Raw genomic sequence first — 17919 nt, forward strand, 5'->3', positions numbered from 1 at the left:
CCCCGGAACCCCTGGGGCGGCCTCGTCGCATCGGGCGCTGCGGCGCCGGCACCGGCAACGAGGAGACCCGCCATGTCCGAGTCCGTGCTGCTGTTTTCCTACGGAACGCTGCAACTCAAATCGGTGCAGCTCGCCAATTTCGGGCGTGAGCTGAAGGGCCGGCCCGACGCCATGGTCGGCTGGCGGCGCGATCTCGTCGAGATCACCGATCCCGAGGTGCTCAGGCAATCGGGCGAGACGCATCATCCGATCGTCTCGGAGAGCGGCGATGCCGCCGACGAGGTGCCGGGCGTGGTCTTCGAGATCACGCCGGACGAGTTGGTCGCCGCCGACGGCTACGAGGTCGCCGATTACAAGCGCGTGTTGGTGACGCTGAAATCAGGCGCCGTGGCCTGGGTCTACGTCAAGGCGTGAGGGCCTATTTCAGCCAGCGGCCGAGCCGGTCGCAGGCCTCGGCGATCGCCTCGGTGCGGCCGGCGAAGGAGAAGCGCACGTAGGAGGCGCCGCGGCCGGTGTCGAAGTCGAGGCCCGGCGTGGCGGCGATGCCCGCCTCGTTGAGCATACGGCGGCAGAAGTCGAGGCTGTCGTTGGTGTAGCGGCTGACATCGGCATAGAAATAGAAAGCGCCGTCGACCGGCAGGAAGCGGTCGAGGCCGATCCGGGGCATTCTCTCCAAGAGAAGACGACGGCTCGCCGCGTAGCCGGCCTTCACCGCTTCCAGTTCCTCGCCCGCCTCGAAGGCGCCCAGGGCGGCGCGCTGCGACAATTCGGACGGCGAGATGAACAGGTTCTGGGCGAGGCGCTCCACCGGCCGCACCAGCCGCTCCGGCAGCACCATCCAGCCGACGCGCCAGCCGGTCATGCAGAAGTATTTCGAGAAGGAATTGACCACCACGACGTCGTCGGAGAATTCCAGCGCCGTCACCTCGTCGCCGTCATGGACGAGGCCGTGGTAGATCTCGTCCATGACCAGCGCGATCTTCATGTCGCGGCAGGCGTCGACCAGCGAGACGAGACCGGCGCGGGTCAGCATGGTGCCGGAGGGATTGTTGGGGCTGGCGACGACGACGCCGGCCAGCGGCTTCTCGGCATGCGCCGCTTCGATGGCGGCGGCGCTCGCCTGCCAGCGGGCGTCGGCGGTGGTGGGGATCTCCACCACGTCGAGGCCGAGCGCCGTCAGGATGTTGCGATAGGCCGGATAGCCGGGGGTCGGCAGGCCGACGCGGTCGCCGACGTCGAACATGGCGAGGAAAGCCAGGTTGAAGGCGCCGGACGAGCCGCCGGTGACCGCCACCCGCGACGCCGGCACGTCGACGCCGTAGCGGTCGGCATAAAGGCGGGCGATGCGGGCGCGCAGTTCGGGAATTCCGAGGGCCTCGGTATAGCCGACGCGGCCGCGGGCGAGCGCTGCCTCGGCGGCGGCGCGCACGGCGGCTGGTACCGGCGCGCCGGGCTCGCCAAGCTCCATGTGGACGATGTCGCGGCCCTGACGGGCCAGGCGGTTGGCGTCCGACAGCACGTCCATGGCCAGGAAGGGCGCCACGTCACTCCGCCGCGAAACCAGCATGTCCCCTTCCCTCCACGATTTCGCCCGAGATGGCCGGCAGTCTGGGGCCCAATCCAGCTGACTGGGGATTTTTCCGTTGCGCCGGCCCCGCGTTCTGCCCTTTATCAGGCCAAGGGCACCCTGACGAGACTTCCGATGGTGAATCGCGCCATGATGAAGAGCTTCTGCCGTACCTCCGTCGCCGTCCTCACGGCGGCGGCAATTGCCGTCTCGTCCTCGCTGCCGGCCTTAGCTGCCGAGCGTGGCCGCAGCATCTCGCTGTTGCGCGACGCCGAGGCGGAGGCGCTGATCACCGACTACACGCGGCCGCTGCTCAAGGCGGCCGGCCTCGGCGCGGCCACGGTCGAGGTCAAGCTGGTCAACGACGACACCTTCAACGCCTTCGTCGCCGACAGCCGGCACATCTTCGTCAACGCCGGCGCCATCATCGATTCCACCACGCCCAACGAGTTGATCGGCGTGCTGGCGCACGAGATCGGTCATCTCGCCGCCAACCACCTCTCCCAGCTTCGCGCGGAGATCCGGCGGATGCAGATCCTGTCGGCGCTGGCGGTGATCGGCGGCGTCGCGGCCGGCGCGGCCGGCGGCGGCGGCGCGGCGGCCGGGGCGCTCGCCACCGGCGGCCTGCAGTTCGGCCAGCGCGGCCTGCTGATGTATGCGCGCGAGAACGAGACGGCGGCCGACCAGCTGGCGCTGAAGTATCTCGCCGCCACCGGCCAGTCGGCCAAGGGCATGCTGGACACCTTCAAGCGCTTCGCCGACCAGCAGATGTTCATGTCGGCGCATATCGATCCCTATATCCAGAGCCATCCGCTGGCCGCCGACCGCATCGCCATGATCGAGGAGCAGGCGCGGAAGTCGAAGTTCTTCGACAAGCCCGACGATCCCGCGCTGAAGGCGCGGCACGACCTGGTGCGCGCCAAGTTCGCCGCCTTCACCCGCAACGCCCAGAGCGTGATGCGGCTCTATCCGCCATCCGATACCAGCCTTGCCGCCGATTACGCCCGCGCCATCGTCGCCTATCGCTTCGCAGATCCGAAGTCGGCGCTCGCCCGGCTCGACGCGCTGATCAAGCGGTCGCCGGGCGACGCCTATTTCTGGGAGCTGAAGGGCCAGATCATGCTGGAAACCGGCGATCCGCGCGGCGCCATAGCGCCGCTCCGCAAGGCGGTGTCGCTCGCCCCCAATGCCGGCCTCATCCGTGTCATGCTCGGTCAGGCGCTGGTCGGCACGGGCGACGGGAAGCTCACCGACGAAGCGATCGCCGCGCTCACCAAGGGCATCGGCGACGATCCCGACCAGCCGCTCGGCTACCGCCAGCTGGCCATCGCCTATGCCCGCAAGAACAATATCCCGCTGGCCGACCTCGCCTCGGCGCAGGGCAGCTTTGCCGCCGGCGACATCGACACCGCCAAGAAATACGCCATCCGCGCCCAGGAGAAGCTGAAGACCGGCTCGCCGGCCTGGCTGCGCGCCGACGACATCATCACCTACAAGGCATCGAAATGACCGGCCGCGCCGCGCCCGGCACAAGGAGCAGACGCATGTTCGCCCACTTCAGGAAAACGCTGTCGGCCGCGCTGGCCGCGACGGCCCTCTTCACCGCCGCCGCCGTGGCCGACGAGTTCACCGACAGCCAGAAGGCGGCGATCGGCGACGTGGTCAAGGCCTATCTCATGGATCATCCGGAGGTGATCACCGAGGCGTTGCAGGCGCTCGACGCCAAAAGCAAGGCGGCCGAAGAACAGGGGCGGACCGACGCCATCAAGGCCAATCAGGCGGCCATCTTCTCCTCGCCCCACCAGGCGGTGCTCGGCGACCCCAACGCCAAGATCGCCCTGGTCGAGTTCTTCGACTACAACTGCGGTTACTGCAAGAAGGCCCTCTCCGACACGCGCGCCATCCTCGACAAGGAGAAGGACGTCAAGATCGTCCTGAAGGAGTTCCCGATCCTCAGCCAGGGCTCGGTCGAGGCGGCCAAAGTGGCGGCCGCCGTCAACATCCTCGACCCAAGCGCCTACGAAGCCTTCCACTTCGAGCTGATGGGGATCCGCGGCCAGGCCGATGGCGACCGCGCGCTGGCGGCGGCGGTCAAGGCCGGCCTCGACGCGGCCAAGGTGAAGGAGACGGCCGATACGCCGGAGGTGGCCGAGGTGATCACCCATTCCTACGACCTTGCCCACAAGCTCGGCATCAACGGCACGCCGGCCTATGTCATCGGCGACGAACTGGTCTACGGTGCCGTCGGCTTTGCCGAGCTGAACCGCAAGATCGAGGCGATGCGCACCTGCGGCAAGACCGCCTGCTGATCTTTGGTCGGAGCCGCCGGCCCTCCGGCGCCGACGGACGGGGATGAATTGGCGCTGCCTCTTTTTTTCGGCGCGGCATGTGCCTATAAGGAAGCCGGTCGCGGCCCGCCATGCGGGTGCGGCCACTCCTGTCCCCGGCCTGAAAGGGAACCGACCGATTGCCCATTGAAGCGTTCATCCTCAACGGACCGAACCTCAATCTTCTCGGAACGCGGGAACCGGGCATCTACGGATCGCTGACCCTCGCCGACATCGAGGCAAATTGCCGCGAGAAGGCCATCGCGCTGGGTTTTTCCACCGTCGAGTTCCGCCAGTCCAACCATGAAGGCGTGCTCGTCGACTGGATCCAGGAGGCCGCTCGGCGCGGCGCCGGCGTGGTGATGAACCCCGGCGCCTACACGCACACGTCGATCGCCCTCCACGACGCGATCAAGGGAACCGGCGTTCCCCTGATCGAGGTCCACATCTCCAACGTCCATGCCCGCGAGAGTTTCCGGCATCGGTCCTTTGTGTCGCCCGTGGCGGCCGGAGTGATCGTCGGCCTCGGCCCCCTCGGCTACACGCTCGCGCTCGAAGCCCTCGCCGGTCTCCTGAAAGGGTGACCGCCGTCCCAATCCGGTGAGAACCGATGCCCCAGACCTTTGACTACGAACTGATCCGCCAGCTTGCCAACATCCTCGACGAGACCAATCTCACCGAGATCGAGGTGGAGCAGGAGAAGCTGAAGATCCGCGTGGCTCGGACGGCGGCGCCGGTCACCATCACCCAGGGCGGCGGCTGGGCTGCGCCGTCGATGCCCGCCATGGCCGCCCCTGCCGCGGCGGTCGCTGCCTCGGCCGAGGCGCCGAAGGCGGCCGATCCGGCCGCCAACCCCGGCGCCGTGCCCTCCCCGATGGTCGGCACCGCCTATGTGGCGCCCGAGCCCGGCTCGCGCGCCTTCGTCGAGGTCGGCGACACGGTGAAGGAAGGCCAGACGGTGATGATCATCGAGGCGATGAAACACCTCAACCACATTCCGGCGCCGCGCGCCGGCCGCGTCACCGCCGTGCTCGTCGAAAACGGCCAGCCGGTCGAATTCGGCGAACCGCTGCTGATCATCGAGTGACCGGACCCATGTTCGAGAAGATCCTCATCGCCAATCGCGGCGAAATCGCCCTCCGGGTGCTGCGCGCCTGCAAGGAGCTGGGCATCGGCACCGTCGCCGTCCATTCGACGGCCGACGCCAATGCCATGCACGTCCGGCTCGCCGACGAAAGCGTGTGCATCGGCCCGGCGCCGGTGCGCGACAGCTACCTCAACATCCCCAACATCGTCGCCGCCTGCGAGATCACCGGCGCCGAGGCGGTGCATCCGGGCTACGGCTTCCTCAGCGAGAACGCCCGCTTCGCCGACATTCTGGCCGCCCACAACATCGCCTTCATCGGCCCCTCGGCCGACCACATCCGCATTATGGGCGACAAGATCGAGGCCAAGGCGACGGCCCGGCGCCTCGGCATCCCCGTGGTGCCGGGCTCGGACGGTGCCGTCGAATCCGAGGAGGACGCGCTCCGCATCGCCGCCGAGATCGGCTATCCGGTGCTGGTCAAGGCGTCGGCCGGCGGCGGCGGCCGTGGCATGCGCGTCGCCATGACCGAGGCTGAACTGCCGTCGGCCATGTCGGCCGCCAAGACCGAGGCCAAGAACGCCTTCGGCGACGACGCGGTCTACATCGAGAAGTATCTCCTGAAGCCGCGCCATATCGAATTGCAGGTGCTGGGCGACGGCCAGGGCAACGCCGTCCACCTCGGCGAACGCGATTGCTCGCTTCAGCGCCGCCACCAGAAGGTGATGGAGGAGGCCCGCTCGCCGGCCCTCAACGACGACGAGCGGGCGAGAATCGGCGCCATCGTCGCCAACGCCATGGCCGAGCTGAACTACTCGGGCGCCGGCACCATCGAGTTCCTCTACGAGAACGGCGAGTTCTATTTCATCGAAATGAACACCCGCCTGCAGGTGGAGCATCCGGTGACCGAGATGATCACCGGCATCGACCTCGTCAACGAGCAGATCAAGGTGGCCTCGGGGCAGGCGCTGAGCTTCCGCCAGTCGGACGTGCACTTCAACGGCCACGCCATCGAGTGCCGCATCAACGCCGAGAACGCCGCCACCTTCGCGCCGTCGCCGGGCAAGATCACCTACTGGCATCCGCCGGGCGGCCTCGGGGTGCGTGTCGACAGCGGCGTCTATCAGGGCTACACGATCCCGCCCTACTACGACAGCATGATCGGCAAGCTGATCGTCCACGGCCGCAACCGCGTCGAGTGCCTGATGCGGCTGCGCCGCTGCCTCGACGAATTCGTCGTGGACGGCATCGACTCGACGATCCCGCTGTTCAACAACATGCTGAAGAACGCCGACATCATCGACGGCGCCTACGACATCCACTGGCTGGAGAAGTGGCTCGCCACCAAGCCGTTCGAGGCTTGACCAGTAAAGTAAGTAAATACTTACTTATTTTTGGCGCGCCGCCCTTCGGGCGGCGCTGCCGTTTCCAGGATTGCTTTGAATAGGCCCCTCACTTGCGAGAGGCCCGATATCTGCCTCTTGCCCGACCTGCCCGACCTGCCCGAGATCCTCCGCCTTCGCGGAGGAGGACAAGTTATGTATATGTTTTATATATATAATTCTCCGCCATGGTCCGCGAAAGCGGACCATCTCGTACAGGAAGGGGCGCCTCGGCGAATATCCTGCCCATCGGCATGTACTGGATGCCCTGCCGCCTACACCAGCACCGGCCGCTTGATCCGCCCGGCCTCGCCGAAGACGCGCAGGTAGCGGGCGATCTCGGCCGGGTCGCCGGTCGCCTTCTCCGGGTTGTCGGAGAGTTTCACCGCCGGCCGGCCGTTCACCTGCGTCACCTTGCAGACCAGCGATATCGCGTCGAAGTCGTCGGTCGGCTGCGGCGCGCAGTCCTGGAAGTCGTTGGTGAGGTTGGTGCCCCAGCCGAAGCTCATGTGCACGCGGCCGCGGAAGTGGGTGTAGACGCGCTCGATCTCCTCGACGTCGAGGCCATCGGAGAAGACGATCAGCTTGTCGCGCGGATCGCGGCCCTTCGACTTCCACCAGGCGATGATCTCCTCGCCACCTTCCACCGGCTCGGCGCTGTCGGGGCGGAAGCCCTTCCAGTCGGCCACCCAGTCCGGCGCGTCGCGCAGGAAGGAGGCGGTGCCGAAGGCGTCGGGCAGCACGACCAGCAGGTTGCCGTCGTAAAGCTCCTGCCAGTCGAGCAGCACCCGGTAGGGCGCCTGGCGCATCTCGTCCTCGGTGTCGGCCAGCGCCGCCATGGCCATCGGCAGCTCGTGGGCGTTGGTGCCGATCGCCTCGAGATCGCTCTTCATGGCCATCAGCACGTTGGAGGTGCCGATGAAGGCCGGTCCGAGCCCTTCCTTCAGCGCGTTGACACACCAGTCCTGCCAGAGATGCGAGTGGCGGCGGCGGGTACCGAAATCGGCGATCTTGATGTCCGGGAAGGCGCGCAGCCGCTCCACCTTGCTCCACAGCTTGGCCTTGGCGCGAGCATACAGAACGTCCAGCTCGAAGCGGCGCATGGTCTTCATCACCGAGCGCGACCGCAGCTCGTTGATGATGGCGAGAGCCGGGATTTCCCACATGGTGGTGTGGGTCCAGGGACCGTGGAATTCGAGCTGATACTGGCCCTCGGCCTTGGACAACTCATAGGGCGGCAGCTGGAAGTCGCGCAGGAATTCCAGATATCCCGGCTCGAAGATCTGCCGCTTGCCGTAGAAGGTGTTACCGGCCAGCCATATCCACTCCTTGTTGCCGAGCTTCAGCGAGCGGGCGTAGTCGAGTTGCGCCCGAAGCTCATCCTCGTCGATATCGTCGGCGAGGCGGATGCGGTTCGCCCGGTTGATCAGCGAGAAGGTGACGTCGACGTCGCGATAGCGCTTCCAGATCAGCTGCTGCATCAGGAACTTGTAGATGTCCGTGTCGAGCAGGCTGCGGATGATCGGGTCGAGTTTCCAATTGTGGTCGTGAACGCGTTTGGCGATATCGGTGGTGCTCATCGGTCCAGCTATCCGTGATGAAGCGAGGCGACCCATGGACGTCGAAAAACGCGGACGAGGCGCCACCTGTCAGAGGTGGTAGCCTGAAACGATCTATATCCCAAGCGAAATCCGTAGAAACACCGATGGCGCGGATCAAGTTTTGGCGACCGTTCGCATATGCAAAGAGAGCGGCGGATCGCCTCCGCCGCCCTCTTCCCGGCCCACTGGGCAATCGGTCGTTTACCGGTTCATTCCTTGGCCTTGCGCCGCCGGCGGCTGGCCATGATGTTGACCGCCTCGACGCCGGCCGAGAAGGCCATGGCAAAGTAGATGTAGGCTCGCGGCACGTGGAAGCCGACGCCGTCGGCGACCAGCGACACGCCGATCAGCAGCAGGAAGGACAGCGCCAGCATCTTGGTGGTCGGGTGGTTGTGGATGAAGCGCGAGATCGGCTCCGACGCCACGAACATGATGATCATGGCGATGACCACGGCGAGAATCATCACCGGCACGTGCTCGGCCATGCCAATCGCCGTGATGATGCTGTCGATCGAGAAAACGATGTCGATGGCGATGATCTGCGCCACCGTGGCGCCGAAGGCGGCGTGCACGACATTGCCGCTCGCGTCCTCCTCGCCCTCGATGCCCTTGTGGATCTCGTGCGTCGCCTTGTAGAGCAGGAACAGGCCGCCGGCCAGGAGGATCAGGTCGCGCCAGGAAAAGCCGTGGCCGAACAGCGTGAACAGCGGCGCCGTCAGCCCGATCAGCCAGGACAGGGCGACCAGCAGCAGGATGCGGAAGATCAGCGCCAGCGAGAGGCCGACGGCGCGGGCCTTACGGGCCTGATCGATCGGCAGGCGGCTGGTCAGCACTGAAATGAAGACGAGATTGTCGATGCCGAGCACGATCTCCATCACCGTCAGGGTAAGGAGGCTGGCCCAGGCATTGGCATTGAAAATGAGATCGAGCATGAATACGGCATCCCCCAGATGCGATCGTCAGATAACGTCCGAATCTGGAGTGTTCCGTCAACCGTTCAACCCGTCAGGCGGGCCTTGCGCGAAAGAAATATGTCGATGAGCTGCTGCACGGCGGCCACCAGTGCCAGATAGGCGGTGGCGAGCGCCAGACCGATCTTGATGGTGAGCGGCGGGTTGAGGTCCCAGGCGAGCGCCGCGCCGGCGAGCAGGAACCAGGCGAGCGTCACGACGAGGGTCAGCGGCCGCCACTTCACCACCCGCGTCGGATGGACGAAGGCGATCGGCGCGAAGGTCAGCACCGACAGGGCAAGGGTGATGCCGATGACGGCGAACTGATTGAGTTCGAACACGAAATAGAGGAACACCACGCCGTTCCAGACGACGGGGAAGCCGCGGAAGGCGTTGTTCTTCATCTTCATGCGCGTGTCGCCGTAATACATCGCCGATGTGAAGACGATGATGCCGGCCAGCGCGAGCGCGATGGGGATGGAGGTAAAGCCGGCCGTCGCCACGGCCAGAGCCGGCAGGAAGACGTAGGTGACGTAGTCGACCACGAAATCGAGCGCCGCGCCGGAGAAGGTCGGCAGGCGGCTTTCGACGCCGACCTTGCGGGCGATCGGGCCGTCGACGCCGTCGACCACCAGCGCCAGCCCCAGCCACATGAAGAAGGCCGGCCAGTTGAGACTGTAGGCAGCGAAGGCGGCGAGCATGGCCAGAACGATACCGCTCGCCGTGAAGGCGTGCACGGCAAGGGCGATCAACGCATTCTGATGTCTGCTCACAAGCGTCAGTTCCGTCATCACGCGCCGCTCCTCTCGTCCGAACCGACGGCCGGGCCGCAAGCCATCATGAACGGACGCGACACGCCGTCCGACGGAGTTCCAGAGATCATCGCCCAAAACCTTACCAATCCTGCCGGATGGTTACATCTGGCGACAATCTACCCGATGACAAGGCCGCTCGCCAAGATGACACCGGCAAGAATGAGCGAAACCCCGAGGAAATACGTCAGCCCGAGGCCGGAAACCAGCTTCTCGACGCCCATCAGCACGCCGAGGAAGGCCATGGCGGCGAGATTCATCAGGCCGGCGGCGAACATCACCGCCATCATCGCCCAGCAGCAGCCAAGGCAGGCGAGCCCTTCCTCGACGCCGATGCGGAAGGCGGCGATGGCTTCGCCGTCCAGATCGGCGACGCGCGGGTTGCGGCAACGCACCAGGCAGGCCCATTTCAGCGGCGTGAACTGGTAGATGCCGGCAGCGAGCAGGATCGAAGCCGACAGCGCCGTACCGGCCGGCGCCATATGCGGCGACAGCGCGCCGAGGCGGACGAGCCAGGCCTGCCCGGCAGCGGCAACGACGGCGACGGCCAGCCAGACGGCGGTGTAGCCGGCGACCAGCGCCAGCGTGGCGGCACCCGCCCGGCCGGCATAGGCGCGGAAGGTCGGCGCCGCCGTCGGCAGCATCATGGCGAACACCATGGCCGCCCACATGCCGAACACCAGGGCGATGTCGCCGGCGTCCCAGTCGGCGGCCATCGACGGCATCAGCGCGCCCTGCATGTCGTCGTCAAGGGCGGCGAGGACCAGCCACAGCCAGCCGATGGCGGCCATCACCAGGACGGCGGCCATGACCAGCCGACGCGGGTGATTGCCGACGGCAAGGGCGAAGCGGTTCAGCAAAACGGTGATCCCGAAACGAAAGCCCCGTCCGCGAGGGGACGGGGCTTCTTTCTAGCGGAGAAGCATGGCGATCCGCAATCGCCGCCGGCGATTGCTTTTCGGATGCCTCAATCGCCTCACTGCTGGCTGCTGGTGGAGAGCAGCGGCGTGATGCGACGCACGGTGACGCGACGGTTGGCACGCTCCGGCCCGTCCGTCTGCACCTTGAGGTAGCTCTCGCCGTAGCCCTGGGTGACCAGATTCTCCGGCGGGATGTCGTAGTGGTCGGTCAGCACATTCGCCACCGCCTCGGCGCGACGGTCGGACAGCGACAGGTTGTCGACCACCGAACCGACGGCGTCGGTGTAGCCCTCGACCAGGAACACCTCGTTGGGGTTGCGTCGCAGCGCCGCATCGATGCCGCGCGCCACGGCCTCGAGGCTGGGGATCTCGCTACCCTCGATCGTCCAGGCACCGGTCGAGAAGGTGATGCTGTCGAGATCGACCGACCGCACCCGCGCCCTCAGATCCGGGCTGTAGATCACCTGATCGAGCGTGTACTGCGGCTGCACCTCGACCAGCGGCGGCGCGGTCAACGCCTCCTCGACGTAGCGCGGCGGTGCCGACCGCATCTCGACGCGGTAGCGATCGCGCGGCATGTCGATCCGCGGCGGCGGCAAGCGGACGATCGGCTGCCAGCCCGGCTCGTCGACCGGCCCCGGCCCATAGCCGCGGTTGTCGAACAGCACGTAGCTGCGGCCGTCGTCGTCGAGACGCTCGCGCAGCACCATCATGCCGTTACGGTCATAGAGCGTCCGCACGCGACCGCCATCGCGGGTATCGACGATCACCTCGCGGCCGCCGTCACGGGTCGGACGGTCGGAGACGTCACGGCCGTGGCGGTCGAAGCGGGCGCGGTCGTCGTGGCGGATCACCGCCTCATCGCCGCTCTGGACGATGATGCGGCCGCCCGGCTCCACCGTGACGCGCAGGCCGTTGTCGTTGCTGATCACCCGGCGCTCGCGCTGGATATCGCGGATGTTGCCGGCCTTCTGGTCGACGCTCCGGTCGATCGCCTCGGCGGCACCGGCGCCGGGATTGCCGAGCTTCTCGATGAGGGCCGGCGGCGGCGGGGCTTCGGGGCCGGCGCCAGCGGCGGGCGGCGGAGGTGGCTCGCCGCCCGGCTGGGCCGGCGGCATCGGCGGACGACCGTCAGGCTGGGCCGGCGGCCGGGGAGGCTCGCCCTGCGGCCGCCGGTTGCCATCGTCAGGCCGGCCTTCCGGCTGCGGCGCCGGACGTTCAGGCTGAGCTTCGGGCTTGGGCGGCGCCGGCGGCTCGGGCTGAGCTTCGGGCTTGGGCGGCGCCGGCGGCTCGGGCTGGGCTTCGGGCTTGGGTGCCGGCGGCTCGGGCTGGGCTTCGGGCTTGGGCGCCGGACGTTCAGGCTGAGCCTCGGGTTGCGGCATCGGCCGCTCGGGCTGCGCCTCAGGCTGAGGAGCGGGACGCTCCGGCCGGGTCTTGGGCTTCGATTCACGAGCCGGCGGCTCGGCTTCCTGCTTCGGAGCCGGCGCTTCAGGCTGAGCCTCGGGCTGGGGAGCGGGACGCTCGGGCTGCATCTCCGGCTCGGGCGCGCGGCGCTCCGGTCGGGCCTTGCGCTCGGATTCGCGCGGCGGCGGCGCGGTTTCCTGCTTGGGAGCGGGCGCCTCGGGCTGGGCCTGGGGCTGCGGAGCGGGACGCTCGGGCTGCGCCTCCGGCTCAGGCTGGCGCGGCGGCGGCGCGGCTTCTTCCTTCGGGGGTGGCGGCGGTGCGGCCTCCTCCTTCGGCGGCTGCGCCTCGGGCTCCTTCTGACGCGGGGCCACCTTTTCGGGCGGCACGCAATTGGGATCGTCCGGCTGGCAGGCCGGATCCGCCTGAGCGAGGAGGAGTCCCTCAGCGCTCGCAGCAGTCGGCAGCGCCATCTGCGACAACGGTACGATGGCGCAGGCCAACAACAGTGTCTTCAATCGGTTCATGAAAATTCCTCCGCCTTCGTCTGCGCCGCGACGCGGCATTGTGCCCGAACGGGCGGCCCGAGGCCGCAAGTGTTCGCCGGCCAAGTCCGCCGTAGAAACAGACACCGGCGGCCTTCGGTTCCGAACCTTGCCCGGCCAATGCGGCATCAATCGGAAAAAGTGCGGCGAAACCCCGTCATTTCAACGATTTGACATGAATGCTGGATGAACGGCCGTCGGCCCGGTCACATCCCCTTGGGGTCGACCTCTCCCCACTTGCGCGTCGCCCACATCCACTGTCCCGGCTCGCTGCGGATCCAGCTCTCGAAGAGGTCATGCAGGGCGCGCGTTCCCTTGTCGACGTCGGCATCGACGTCCGAGGTCTGCGGCAGGTCGATGCGGCCGCCCTCGATGCAGAAATACGCCCCGTCCGTCCGGCGGCAGCGCGCCGCCAGCAGGGGCAGGCCGAGATGACGGGCCAGCGTGACCGGCAGCTTCGACAAGGACGAGGGATGGCCGAAGAATGGCGCCAGGATGCCGGTGCCGTCGGGCAAGTCGGCCATCATGGCGACGCCGGCACCGCCGCGGGCGATCGAGCGCAGGCGCAGCACGGCGGCGGGGCCGGCCACCACCAGTCCCGCCGGATAGGCTTCCTGCCGCCGCGAGCGGAAATAGGCTTCCGTCAGCGGATTGTTGAGGCGGCGGTAGACGCCGGCCAGCGGCTTGCCCTGGGCGGCGCTGCCGATCGCCAGCAGTTCCCAGTTGCCCTGATGCAGCGAGCAGAAGATGGCGCCGCCGTCGCCCAATGCCCGGATGTCGGCGGCGAGCCCGTCGCTCACCACGACCCGCTCCGGCCGGCGGGACACCTCGGGCAGCAGCAGCCCCTCGGCAAAGGTGCGGCCGAGGTTCTCCCACATATCCGACAGGATTGCCGACCGCTGGGATTCCGTCAGCTCGGGCATGGCAAAGGCAAGATGCCGCCCGGCCCGACGATGACGCGGGTTGAAGGGCGCGAACCATCGCCAGAGCCGGCCCATCAGCGCCGACGCGGCATCAACGCCAAGGAGGCACAGGAGGGCAACCACGGCACGCAGCGCCGCGTATTCGAGCCAGAACCGGGCCGCCCTCGCGGCCTTTCGTTGCTTCAACGCGCCAAGCCTCTCTGTCGACGGCTGCGACATGTCGGTATCCGCCGCGCCGCCTGAAATCGTGCGACGAGCAGTTATCGCATTTCGCGGCTTCGCTCCACCCCCGTCTCGGACGAACCACCACGGGCGATGCGGCGTTTACCGGAGTATTCCGGAGGCGCCGCCGGAGCTATTCGGAAGACGCCCGACGGCTTCTCCCTTGCCGCCCCGGGCGGGGAGCCCATTGGGTCATACATGATCGAGGTCATCACCCTCGCGCTGCCGTTCTTCGGCATCATCTTTCTCGGCTTCCTGTCGGGAAAGCTCGCCCGCCTGCCGCGCACAGGCCTCGCCTGGCTCGACTTCTATTTGATCTATGTCGCCCTGCCGGCCCTGTTTTTCGACATCCTGTCCAGGACGCCGCTTCACGAGCTGATGCGCGGCTCGTTCGCGCTTGCCACCACCACCTCGACCTTCCTCACCTTCCTCATCGCCGTGGCCGTCGGCCGGGCGCTGACCGGCGCGCACTTCCGCACCGCCACCTTGCAGGGCCTGATCGGCTCCTATGCCAATGTCGGCTACATGGGGCCGGCGCTGACGCTCTCCGCCCTCGGCAGCGCCGCCGCCGCGCCGACGGCGCTGATCTTCTGCTTCGACGTGGTGCTGATCTTCACGCTGCTGCCAACGCTGATGGCGGTGTTCGGCGACGGGGATCAGCCGGTCGGCGCCACGGTGGCGCTCGTCTTGCGCCGCATCCTGACGCATCCGTTCATTCTCGGCAGCCTCGCCGGCGTGCTGGGCTCGGCGTCGGGCGTCGAACTGCCCCAGGGCATCGCCACCACCATCGGCATGCTGCGCGCCTCGGCGGCGCCGGCCGCCCTGTTCTCGATCGGCGTCACCGTGGCGCTGCAACCGGTCGACCGGCCCTATCGCGAACTGCCGGCGCTGGTCGCCGTCAAGCTCGTGGTGCATCCGCTGATGGCCTGGACGATGGTGACGCTGGTCGGCGGCTTTCCGCCGGTATGGCTCCACGCGGCGGTGCTGATGGCCTGCCTGCCGCCGGCCGCCACCTGCTACGCCGCCGCCCAGCAATACCGCCTCTATGTCGACGAGACGGCCACCGGCATCCTGATCGGAACAGCCGCCTCGATAATGACGGTGACCGCGACGCTCTATCTGGTGACGCACGGCCTCGTGCCGGTGCTCAATCCCTGAGGCGACCTACTGGGCGATGCGCAGCGCCGACAGCTTGTCGCCGATGGCGCCGAAGCTGGTGATGATCTGGTCGGCCGACGAGGCGTTGAAATAGTTGTCGGCCGAGCTGGCGCAGTTCTTCAGGACGGATTCCGTGCCTTCGATCACCAGCACGGTGTAGACGATCACGCCGTCGGCCTTGGCCGCCGCGCAAACCTTCGACATGCGATCGTCCACCGCCGTTGTGTGGGAGGTTCCGTCGCCGGCAAAGCGGTTCATGGTGTTCTCGCCGTCGGACAGCAGGATGATCACATCCTGATAGTCGTAGTTGGCTTCCTTGGCGGGCGCGTTGAGCGGCGAGGTCGACTTCAGCGACTGCCACGCCCAGACGAGACCGATCGTCTGGTTGGTGGCGCCGGTCGGCGTCATGGCGTCAACCGCCGTAGTCAGCATCGTCCAGTCGTTGGTCATCGGGGTGAGCGCCTTGCCGCAGTCGGCATAGTTTTCAGCCGGGTAGTAGTTCGACAAGGCGGTCGGAACGGAAACCGAAATATCGTATTCCTGAGTCCTGTCGGCGACACATCCCTGCCAGGTGGACTTGGCCTTGCCCTGCGTCCAGAGATAACCGTCGGCGCAGTCATAGCGCCCCCGCCAGCTGTTCCATGAGCATAGCCGGCCGGTCTGGCCCCAGTCCACGTAAGACGACAGGTTCGTGCCGATATTGACATCCTTGTTGAAGGGAACAATGGAGACGTAGATATCGCCGGCCGTGCTCGACTGTCCCTTCAGCTTGTCGATGAGGTTCTTGGTCGCCGTCTTGAGCGCGGTCATCTTGCCGGAGTAGGCCATCGACCCCGTATTATCGAGCGCCAGCGCCACGCGCAGCCGCTTCGACGACCAGGCGGATTTCGAGGTCACCGAGATGTCCTTGGAGGTGATGCCGACGAGATTCATGAAGGTCATCGGCACGCTGCCGCTGGCGGACGCGGAGATCACGGCGCCGCTGGTCTTCGTATAGGTGGCGGCAACGGTAACGCCGGTGGCGGTGCTGGCCGGAAAATTGACGTTGAACACCTGCCCGGCGCGGGTGTTGAGCGCTGCCGCGGTGAGCTTCGGCGCCTCGGAGGAAAGGGCGAGCACGGTGGCGTCCAGCGAGTGCTGCATGGTCTCGCGCGCATCGGCCAGCCGCGAATAATCGACCGCTGCCCCGATGCCGACCAGAAGCGGCACCAGACAGACGGCGAAGATCATCGCCACGTTGCCATCCCGATCGTGCAAAAACCGACGAATGCCCATGGTCCCTCCAGGGGGCAGAGCATATCGCCGGTGGCACTAACAACAGATTGCCGCGATACCGCGTTTTTTCGACCATCTGCCGATTCCGCGCGTCGTCCGTCGCGGATGGGTCTCAGTCCACCCTGAGTACCGTCACCTCGGTGATCGGCTTCTTGCCCCAGCGCTGGTTGGCGGCGGCGCGGATCGACCGCCGCACCGCCTCGGCCACCAGGTCCTCGTCTTTGCGGCGGGCCTTGGGGATGGAGACCAGGCAACCATCGACGGCGGCGGCCAGCACGTCCTCGAAGTCCTCGCCCTTGTCGTCGGTCTCCGGCAGACCGAAGCAGTTGAGGCCGTATTCGCCGAGGATTTCGCCGCGGCCATTCATCAGCAACGTGCAGACAATGACGCCGGCAAAGCTCATCTTGCGCCGCTCGACGACGCCCGATCCCTCGGGATCGCGAACCAGAGTGCCGTCCTTGACCAGCACCCCGAATGGCACGTGGCCGACCGCCTGCGGCTCGTCGCCGGGCAGCAGGCGCAGCATCTCGCCGTTCCTGGTGCGGGCGACGCGCGGCACGCCTGCCTCGCGGGCCAGCGTTTCGTGGGCGGCGAGGTGGACGGCTTCGCCGTGCACCGGCACCGCCACCTTCGGCTTGACCAGCCGGTAGAGTTCCATCATCTCGTCGCGGCGCGGGTGACCGGAGGTGTGGACCAGCGCGTCGCCGTCGGAGACGATCTCGACGCCCTGCTCCACCAGCTTGTTCTTGATGGCGCCGACCGCCTTCTCGTTGCCGGGAATGGTGCGCGAGGAGAAGATCACCATGTCGCCGCGATCGAGCGTGATGTTGCGATGGTCGCCGGCGGCGATCTTAGCCATGGCGGCGCGCGCCTCGCCCTGGCTGCCGGTGACGATGGCCACCACCTTGTCGGGCGGCAGGTAGCCGTAGGCTTCCTCGTCGCGGAAAGGCGGCAGACCCTCCAGCATGCCGAGTTCGCCGGCCACGTCGAGCACGCGGCGGATGGCCCGGCCGACCACCACCACCTCGCGGTCGTTCTTGGCGGCGGCCTCGGCGATCGAGCGGATGCGGCCGAGGTTGGAAGCGAAGATGGTGACGGCAACGCGCTTCTTGGCGCGCGCCACCACCTCCGACAGGCCGCGCGCCACCTCGCCCTCCGAGGGGCTGCGGCCGGCGCGCACGGCATTGGTGGAATCGCAGACCATGGCGTCGACGCCCTCGCCGCCGATCTCGGCCAGGCGGACCATATCGATCGGTCGGCCGACGCGCGGGTCGTGGTCGATCTTCCAGTCGCCGGTGTGCAGCACGTTGCCGAGCGGCGTGCGTATCAGCACCGCCGTCGGCTCGGGCAGCGAATGCGACATGGCAATCAGTTCAAGGTCGAACGGGCCGATGGAAAAGCGCTGGCCCTGCTGGACGACGCTGGTCGGCACGCGCGGCGCGCCCGGCTCCATCTCGCGCTTGGCGGCGTGCAGCGCGGCGGCGAAGGGCGTCATGTAGACCGGCACGCCTAGGCGCGGCCACAGGTCGTAGACGGCGCCGTAATGGTCCTCGTGGGCGTGGGTGATCAGGATGCCGACGAGGTCGTCCTTGTAGGCTTCGATATAGGAAATGTCGGGCAGCAAGAGGTCGACGCCCGGCAGATCCGGGCCGGCGAAGGATACGCCGCAGTCGACCATCAGCCACTTGCGGTCGGCCTCGGAACCGAGGCCGTAGAGGGCGAGATTCATGCCGATTTCGCCAACGCCGCCCA

The 17919-nt window shown here is 67.2% G+C and carries 16 protein-coding genes; 7 read left to right on the top strand and 9 right to left on the bottom strand.

All coding sequences use genetic code 11. The features are described from left to right. Positions 1-72: 72 nt before the first annotated feature. A complete protein-coding gene (locus H512_RS0110630) occupies positions 73-414 on the top strand; it encodes a gamma-glutamylcyclotransferase family protein (protein ID WP_026783437.1) in 342 nt (113 codons plus the stop codon). A gap of 4 nt (positions 415-418) precedes the next feature. Here H512_RS0110630 and H512_RS0110640 read toward each other — a convergent pair whose 3' ends face one another. Beyond that, the gene (locus H512_RS0110640; RefSeq protein ID WP_210162679.1) at positions 419-1567 is read right to left on the bottom strand and encodes an aminotransferase class I/II-fold pyridoxal phosphate-dependent enzyme; all 1149 of its coding nucleotides are present in this window, start codon (positions 1565-1567) and stop codon (positions 419-421) included. 135 nt (positions 1568-1702) lie between these two features. Here H512_RS0110640 and H512_RS0110645 point away from each other — a divergent pair, with 135 nt between their 5' ends. From H512_RS0110645 to accC, 5 genes are all read left to right on the top strand, one after another. Beyond that, positions 1703-3076 carry a M48 family metalloprotease gene (locus H512_RS0110645; protein WP_245585389.1) on the top strand — a complete coding sequence of 458 codons (1374 nt, stop codon included), beginning with the start codon at positions 1703-1705 and terminating at the stop codon, positions 3074-3076. Between the two features lie 35 nt (positions 3077-3111). After that, positions 3112-3876 carry a DsbA family protein gene (locus tag H512_RS0110650; protein ID WP_026783439.1) on the top strand — a complete coding sequence of 255 codons (765 nt, stop codon included), beginning with the start codon at positions 3112-3114 and terminating at the stop codon, positions 3874-3876. Between the two features lie 158 nt (positions 3877-4034). Beyond that, a complete protein-coding gene (aroQ, locus tag H512_RS0110655) occupies positions 4035-4478 on the top strand; it encodes a type II 3-dehydroquinate dehydratase (RefSeq protein WP_026783440.1) in 444 nt (147 codons plus the stop codon). Positions 4479-4504: 26 nt separating this feature from the next. Then, positions 4505-4981: an acetyl-CoA carboxylase biotin carboxyl carrier protein gene (accB, locus tag H512_RS0110660; protein ID WP_026783441.1), complete on the top strand. Its 477-nt coding sequence runs from the start codon at positions 4505-4507 to the stop codon at positions 4979-4981. Between the two features lie 8 nt (positions 4982-4989). Then, a complete protein-coding gene (gene accC / locus H512_RS0110665; protein WP_026783442.1) occupies positions 4990-6342 on the top strand; it encodes an acetyl-CoA carboxylase biotin carboxylase subunit in 1353 nt (450 codons plus the stop codon). A gap of 293 nt (positions 6343-6635) precedes the next feature. On the opposite strand, the gene pncB is transcribed toward accC, so the two are convergent. The 6 genes from pncB to H512_RS23535 all read right to left on the bottom strand — a co-directional run bounded on the left by pncB (position 6636) and on the right by H512_RS23535 (position 13698). After that, the gene (gene pncB / locus H512_RS0110670) at positions 6636-7940 is read right to left on the bottom strand and encodes a nicotinate phosphoribosyltransferase (RefSeq protein ID WP_026783443.1); all 1305 of its coding nucleotides are present in this window, start codon (positions 7938-7940) and stop codon (positions 6636-6638) included. A gap of 230 nt (positions 7941-8170) precedes the next feature. After that, entirely contained in the window at positions 8171-8893 is a 723-nt protein-coding gene (locus H512_RS0110675) for a TerC family protein (protein ID WP_026783444.1), read from the bottom strand. A gap of 65 nt (positions 8894-8958) precedes the next feature. Next, positions 8959-9684: a CDP-alcohol phosphatidyltransferase family protein gene (locus H512_RS23520; protein WP_169507146.1), complete on the bottom strand. Its 726-nt coding sequence runs from the start codon at positions 9682-9684 to the stop codon at positions 8959-8961. Positions 9685-9842: 158 nt separating this feature from the next. Continuing rightward, positions 9843-10583 carry a DUF2182 domain-containing protein gene (locus tag H512_RS23525; protein ID WP_053239759.1) on the bottom strand — a complete coding sequence of 247 codons (741 nt, stop codon included), beginning with the start codon at positions 10581-10583 and terminating at the stop codon, positions 9843-9845. 116 nt (positions 10584-10699) lie between these two features. Continuing rightward, positions 10700-12571 carry an OmpA family protein gene (locus tag H512_RS23530; RefSeq protein WP_053239760.1) on the bottom strand — a complete coding sequence of 624 codons (1872 nt, stop codon included), beginning with the start codon at positions 12569-12571 and terminating at the stop codon, positions 10700-10702. 224 nt (positions 12572-12795) lie between these two features. After that, the gene (locus tag H512_RS23535) at positions 12796-13698 is read right to left on the bottom strand and encodes an LpxL/LpxP family acyltransferase (protein ID WP_036791230.1); all 903 of its coding nucleotides are present in this window, start codon (positions 13696-13698) and stop codon (positions 12796-12798) included. A 234-nt stretch (positions 13699-13932) separates the two neighbouring features. On the opposite strand from H512_RS23535, the gene H512_RS0110700 reads away from it, so the two are divergent. Then, positions 13933-14892, top strand: coding sequence for an AEC family transporter (locus tag H512_RS0110700; RefSeq protein ID WP_026783445.1), 960 nt, complete (start codon positions 13933-13935; stop codon positions 14890-14892). Between the two features lie 6 nt (positions 14893-14898). On the opposite strand, the gene H512_RS0110705 is transcribed toward H512_RS0110700, so the two are convergent. Together H512_RS0110705 and H512_RS0110710 are read right to left on the bottom strand one after the other, a co-directional pair. Continuing rightward, positions 14899-16122, bottom strand: coding sequence for a pilus assembly protein TadG-related protein (locus H512_RS0110705; RefSeq protein WP_245585391.1), 1224 nt, complete (start codon positions 16120-16122; stop codon positions 14899-14901). Between the two features lie 157 nt (positions 16123-16279). Continuing rightward, positions 16280-17896: a ribonuclease J gene (locus H512_RS0110710; RefSeq protein ID WP_053239769.1), complete on the bottom strand. Its 1617-nt coding sequence runs from the start codon at positions 17894-17896 to the stop codon at positions 16280-16282. Positions 17897-17919 lie beyond the last annotated feature (23 nt).

It is taken from the genome of Pleomorphomonas koreensis DSM 23070 (assembly GCF_000425185.1).
GTDB lineage: Bacteria > Pseudomonadota > Alphaproteobacteria > Rhizobiales > Pleomorphomonadaceae > Pleomorphomonas > Pleomorphomonas koreensis.

Excerpts from the sequence above, each read along its gene's own strand:
- H512_RS0110630 (WP_026783437.1), top strand. The coding sequence starts at position 73 with ATGTCCGAGTCCGTGCTGCTGTTTTCCTACGGAACGCTGCAACTCAAA.
- H512_RS0110640 (WP_210162679.1), bottom strand. The coding sequence starts at position 1,567 with ATGCTGGTTTCGCGGCGGAGTGACGTGGCGCCCTTCCTGGCCATGGAC.
- H512_RS0110645 (WP_245585389.1), top strand. The coding sequence starts at position 1,703 with ATGGTGAATCGCGCCATGATGAAGAGCTTCTGCCGTACCTCCGTCGCC.
- H512_RS0110650 (WP_026783439.1), top strand. The coding sequence starts at position 3,112 with ATGTTCGCCCACTTCAGGAAAACGCTGTCGGCCGCGCTGGCCGCGACG.
- accB (WP_026783441.1), top strand. The coding sequence starts at position 4,505 with ATGCCCCAGACCTTTGACTACGAACTGATCCGCCAGCTTGCCAACATC.
- accC (WP_026783442.1), top strand. The coding sequence starts at position 4,990 with ATGTTCGAGAAGATCCTCATCGCCAATCGCGGCGAAATCGCCCTCCGG.
- pncB (WP_026783443.1), bottom strand. The coding sequence starts at position 7,940 with ATGAGCACCACCGATATCGCCAAACGCGTTCACGACCACAATTGGAAA.
- H512_RS0110675 (WP_026783444.1), bottom strand. The coding sequence starts at position 8,893 with ATGCTCGATCTCATTTTCAATGCCAATGCCTGGGCCAGCCTCCTTACC.
- H512_RS23530 (WP_053239760.1), bottom strand. The coding sequence starts at position 12,571 with ATGAACCGATTGAAGACACTGTTGTTGGCCTGCGCCATCGTACCGTTG.
- H512_RS0110700 (WP_026783445.1), top strand. The coding sequence starts at position 13,933 with ATGATCGAGGTCATCACCCTCGCGCTGCCGTTCTTCGGCATCATCTTT.
- H512_RS0110705 (WP_245585391.1), bottom strand. The coding sequence starts at position 16,122 with ATGATCTTCGCCGTCTGTCTGGTGCCGCTTCTGGTCGGCATCGGGGCA.
- H512_RS0110710 (WP_053239769.1), bottom strand. The coding sequence starts at position 17,896 with ATGAATCTCGCCCTCTACGGCCTCGGTTCCGAGGCCGACCGCAAGTGG.